This window comes from Streptomyces sp. NPDC020362 (assembly GCF_040642095.1).
Taxonomy (GTDB): Bacteria; Actinomycetota; Actinomycetes; order Streptomycetales; family Streptomycetaceae; genus Streptomyces.
Window position 1 is genome coordinate 1 of sequence record NZ_JBFAET010000328.1, and the last position, 4,822, is coordinate 4,822.

At 69.1% G+C, this 4,822-nt stretch carries 5 protein-coding genes and 1 pseudogene; 3 read left to right on the plus strand and 3 right to left on the minus strand.

What is annotated here, in order from left to right:
• A pseudogene (locus AB0H32_RS46000) lies at window positions 1–1,273 on the minus strand (molybdopterin-dependent oxidoreductase); the annotation flags it as partial.
• A 576-nt stretch (window positions 1,274–1,849) separates the two neighbouring features.
• On the opposite strand from AB0H32_RS46000, the gene AB0H32_RS46005 reads away from it, so the two are divergent.
• Both AB0H32_RS46005 and AB0H32_RS46010 read left to right on the plus strand, forming a co-directional pair.
• A complete protein-coding gene (locus tag AB0H32_RS46005; RefSeq protein ID WP_361134980.1) occupies window positions 1,850–2,308 on the plus strand; it encodes an SRPBCC family protein in 459 nt (152 codons plus the stop codon).
• On the plus strand, window positions 2,308–2,637 hold the full coding sequence (locus tag AB0H32_RS46010) for a TfoX/Sxy family protein (protein ID WP_361134983.1): 330 nt from the start codon (window positions 2,308–2,310) through the stop codon (window positions 2,635–2,637). Before AB0H32_RS46005 ends, AB0H32_RS46010 begins: the two co-directional genes overlap by 1 nt.
• 8 nt (window positions 2,638–2,645) lie before the next feature.
• On the opposite strand, the gene AB0H32_RS46015 is transcribed toward AB0H32_RS46010, so the two are convergent.
• Entirely contained in the window at window positions 2,646–3,260 is a 615-nt protein-coding gene (locus AB0H32_RS46015; protein ID WP_361134992.1) for a TetR/AcrR family transcriptional regulator, read from the minus strand.
• A 154-nt stretch (window positions 3,261–3,414) separates the two neighbouring features.
• Here AB0H32_RS46015 and AB0H32_RS46020 point away from each other — a divergent pair, with 154 nt between their 5' ends.
• A complete protein-coding gene (locus AB0H32_RS46020; protein ID WP_361134986.1) occupies window positions 3,415–4,065 on the plus strand; it encodes a peroxiredoxin-like family protein in 651 nt (216 codons plus the stop codon).
• Window positions 4,066–4,147: 82 nt separating this feature from the next.
• Here the strand turns inward: AB0H32_RS46020 and AB0H32_RS46025 are convergent, their stop codons facing one another.
• Window positions 4,148–4,822 (minus strand): flavodoxin family protein, encoded by a 675-nt coding sequence (locus AB0H32_RS46025; RefSeq protein ID WP_361134989.1) that lies wholly within the window; start codon window positions 4,820–4,822, stop codon window positions 4,148–4,150.

The following is a 4,822-nucleotide window of genomic DNA, read 5'->3' on the forward strand; positions in this document are numbered from 1 at the left end:
CACGTCCTGAAGGTGAGCCGGTGGACCCACTTGGTGTTGTTCACGCCGGGGTTGGCCGGGACGATGATGCGGGCCGGGTAGCCGTGGTCGAGTGATAGGGCCGCGCCGTTGACGCGGAGGGCGAGCAGCGCTCGGGGGTCGTGGATCTGGTTGCCCCGCAGCACCACCCGGGTGAAGGGACCGGGGGGTTGGATGGACTTGACCAGGACACTTGCGGCGGCGGGCATTCCCGCCAGAGCGGCGAGGTCGGCCAGCCGTAGGCCGCTCCAGTGCTGGTCTTCGGTGGACCATCCCTCCACACAGGCGATCGGCAGAGCGGCGGCGTGCTGGGGCATCGCCAGGAGCTGCTCGCGGGTGAAGACCCGTGGCGCTCCGCGTCCGTGCACCTCCAGCCGCCAGCTGGGTCCGACGAGCGCGGGGGTGACGCCGACCTTCGCCGCCGTCTTATTGATCTGGAAGCTGTTCGGGCCTCTGCCCGGATCGCGGTTGTGCGGCGCGAGCAGCGCGGTGGCGCGCACCCATCCGCCGATGCTCTGTCCGGCGGTCACGACGAGGAGGAGCAGCGATCCCGCTCCCACCATGCCGAGAGCGCCGCGGCGGGTCATCGTGGGCGGGGCGGGAGCGGCTGCCACCAGGCCGTCGGGGTCGGGAGGTTCGGGCACGGTATGGGCGAGATCGGTGCGCAGCTCGGCGCCCAGGCCGCGCGAGCGCAGGCCCATGTCATCCGGCCGAGTCTGAGGCACACGTGGACGGCGAAGGCGGCGATGAACACCCAGGCGCCATAGAAGTGAAGGCGGTAGAACGAGCCAGGGAAGACGTAGTAGAGCTGGATGTTGAAGATGCCGGTGACGAATTCGAAGATGACGCCGCCGACCAGCATCAGCAGGGACAGCCTCTCCAGGCCGTGGGCGGCGGAGCGCACCGGCAGCCATTCGAACAGCTTCGGGATCACCGACCACAACTTGGCCAGTAGCACCGGCACGAGGACCACGCCCAGCGTCACGTGGACACCCTGGAGCAGCCGGTACAGCCAGTAGGGGTGTGTGGGCCAGCTGAAGAGGTAGAAGCCCAGCACGCCCTTGTCGGGGGTCTCGTCGTTGAGGGGGCTCAGGTCGGGGTTGTAGGAGGCGTAGGAGAGCAGCCCAGTGACGAACAACAGCGGGATGCCGACCAGCAGCACCAAGCCGAACACCGACGTCAGCCATGGCCCGCGGATCGGGCTGCGCCAGAACCCGGGACGGAACGGCCCCGGGGGTGGGGGAAGCTGCCCGATGCGCCGTGCGGCTGCACGAGTCCGGGCACGGCCCGCGGCAGCGGCATCAACCGCAGTGCCACGTAGGCGCTTCAGTCGCTTCAGCGCTGGCTTTTCTACCGACCTGCGGCGTCGCGACCCACCGGTTGGAGCCGGACCCGAGAGCCCTCCGCCACTTGCCATCGGCCGTCTCCTCCAGTCTTCGAGCCGCGCTCGCACAAGGACGGTCGCAATGCCACGACCCATGCCGGACAACAGGGCACTTACAAGCTGGCACAGGTCAGGTGAGCTGTCCGTGCCTGAGGTGCAAGCGGGTGTCCGTCGCAAGCCGAACGGCGGAACCACCGCCTCGGTAATCTCCAGACCCCCCATGCCTCGTGGTCGCGTCACCCTCATCAGGTGTCGGGTGTTCTTCCACGGCTGTTGGGCCGAGCGTGCCGTGGGCGGGGATGCCATCGGCGCGCAACCGCAGGGGGCTCGCAGCTGATGAACAGGGCGGCGAATTCATCGAAGCGGTACGGCATCGGGCGGGTCACGGCGGACTGCTTCGTTCGCCGACGGCGCGCGCCCGCCGGTGTCAGCTGGGATCCTGCCCTCGTGGCAATCGACGTGACAGTGCGGCGCGTGATCCCGCTACCGCCCGAGCGGGTGGCCGCTTACGCCATGGACTGGCGCCACGACGCCGAGTGGACCCAAGGGATCCGTACGGCTGAGCTGACCCGGCCGGCGGAGGGCGGCGGGTTCGGTATGGGCGCCGAGGTCACCCGCACGGCGTACTTCCTCGCCCGGCGCATCGACTACGTCCTGCGCGTGGCCGCATATGAGCCGCTGCGGTTGCTGGACATGATCTCTGTCGGCGGACCGATGCCGATGCATGTCACTTACGCCTTCGAGCCCCACCCGCGGGGCACCCTGGCCCGTATCCGTGTCCGAGGAGGACCGGGCGGCCTCTACCGCGTCGCGGCGCCCCTGCTCGCCCGTCTGGTCCGAAACAACCTCACCAAGGACCTGCGCGACCTCGAACGCCGACTCTCCGACCGTGAAGGAGGAGAGTAATGGTGTATGACGAAGGGCTGGCCGAGCGAGTCCGGGAACGGCTGGGCACGGACCCCGACATCACCGAGAAGCGGATGTTCGGTGGCATCGCGTTCCTCCACCGCGGCAACATGGCCGTCGGCGTGACCGGCGACGACCTCATGGTCCGGGTCGGCCCCGAAGCAACCGAGGAAGCTCTTGCCCGGCCAGGCGCGAGGATCTTCGACATGACCGGTCGCCCGATGCGCGGCTGGGTCGCTGTCGCGGGCTCAGCGGTCGCAGAGGACGAGGTGCTCGGCGAGTGGATCGACGAGGGCCACGCCTTCGCTGCGAGCCTGCCGCCCAAGTGAGGACTCCGCTACTGCGCGAGATCTTCTGCCGATGCCAGACTGCTGAGTGACTGCAAGGCGGCGGTCACGGTTGCGTGCAGCGCTCCGGCGTCGGCCCCGGCGCGGGAGCGCAGGTTGACGCCGTAGGCGAGCAGTGCCAGCAGTTCGGCGGCCGCACGCGGATCGGTGCCGGCAGCGAGTTGCCCGTGCTCCTCGGCCGTGACGAGTGCCGTGTGCATGGCGTCCCGCAGTTCCTGGTGGTGCTGGTCGAGGAGGTCATGGACCTCGGGGTCGCCGTTCTCTGCGCCGGCGTGCGCGTTGACGACCAGGCACCCCCAGCGGGCGTGTTCGCCGGCGCACCGCGCCTCGATGAGCCCGTCGAAGAACTCGGCTACGGCCCGCAGCCCTCGCTGGTCCTGGGCGAGAGAGCGGAACGCGGGCCGGGACCGCTGGTCGATGTAGCGGCGCAGCGCGGCGCGGTACAGCTCCTGCTTGCCGCCGAAGGTGGCATACAGGCTGGAGCGGTTGAGGCCGGTCGCGGTCACGACGTCCTGGATCCCGGTCGTGGCCACCCCCTGGCGCCAGAACAGCCGCACCGCGGTCTCCAGGACCGCGTCCGGATCGAAGTGCTTGATGTCCGGCATGTTCCACCTCGCCATCTTGAAACGATGATTTCAAGATATCCCTCGCCCACCCCCGGCCAATCTTGCCGGACCCCTTGGTGCGGGATCACGCCAGCGCTATCTTGAAACGATCATTCCAAGTTAGCCGGAACGTCGACCGGGAGGAACGGACGCCGTGACCACACTCAACGCCGAGCTGCGCGCCTTCTACGAAGCCCGCCAGCAGCAGATCCCCGCCGAGATACGGGAGACCATGCGCCGAGCCGGTCAGGAACTCGCCGACTCCGGGCAGGCCGACCGCGCCCTCAGCGTCGGAGATCCCGCGCCCCGCTTCCGGCTGCCCTCGGCGACGGGTCGGACGGTGGCCCTGGACGACCTGCTGGCGCTGGGCCCGGTCGTCCTGACCTTCTACCGCGGCGCGTGGTGCCCGTACTGCAACATCGCCCTGCGCGCCCTTCAGCAGCACCACCCCGACATCACCGCGCATGGCGCACACCTGGTCGCCGTCTCCCCTCAGATCCCCGACGAATCCCTCACCCTCGCCGAGAAGCACGGCCTGGCCTTCGACGTCCTGAGCGACATCGGCTCCGACACGGCCAAGCAGTACGGCCTCGCCTTCGACCTCCCCGACGACCTGGCCGCCGTCTACGACAGACTCGGCTTCGACCTCCAACGCGTCAACGACGGCCACCCGCGCACACTGCCGCTGCCCGCCACCTACGTCATCGATCGCGCCGGCACCATCCGATGGAACTTCGTCAACACCGACTACACCACCCGAGCCGAACCCGCCGACATCCTGGCGGCTCTCGAGGCGCTGGGCTGACGATGCAGCACCGTGCCACGCTCGGCGGCGGAGACGGACGCTGCTTCCGGGCTGGGCGCGGATGCCCCGGCCGCTGGTGTCCCTACCGGTGTTCGGGGTTCTCGTAGTCGCGGCGGCAGCCCGCGTCCCAGGCGGTGCGCTGGTTGCCGTAGGCGGGGATGCCGCCGAGGTCCTTCAGCGCCCGGGCCAGGTGGAGCAGGTTCCAGGTCATGAAGGTGGTGTTGCGGTTGGTGAAGTCGTTCTCCGGGCCGCCCGAGTCGGGGTCGAGGTAGGAGGGGCCGGGGCCTGCCTCGCCGATCCATCCGGCGTCCGCCTGGGGCGGGATGGTGTAGCCCAGGTGCTGCAGGCTGTAGAGGACATTCATGGCGCAGTGCTTGACGCCGTCCTCGTTGCCGGTGATGAGGCAGCCGCCGACGCGGCCGTAGTAGGCGTACTGGCCGGCTTCGTTGAGCAGGCTGGAGCAGGCGTAGAGGCGTTCGATCACGCGTTTCATCACGGAGCTGTTGTCGCCGAGCCAGATGGGGCCGGCCAGGACGAGGATGTCGGCTGCCAGGACCTGCTGGTACAGGCCGGGCCAGGCGTCCGTCTCCCAGCCGTGTTTCGTCATGTCGGGCCAGACGCCCGTGGCGATGTCGTAGTCGACGGCCCGTAGGACTTCCACATGCACGCCCTGCGCGTCCAGGATGGCGGTGCTGTGGTCGATCAGGCCCTGGGTGTTGCTTGTCTCCGGCGAGCGCTTGAGGGTGCAGTTGATCAC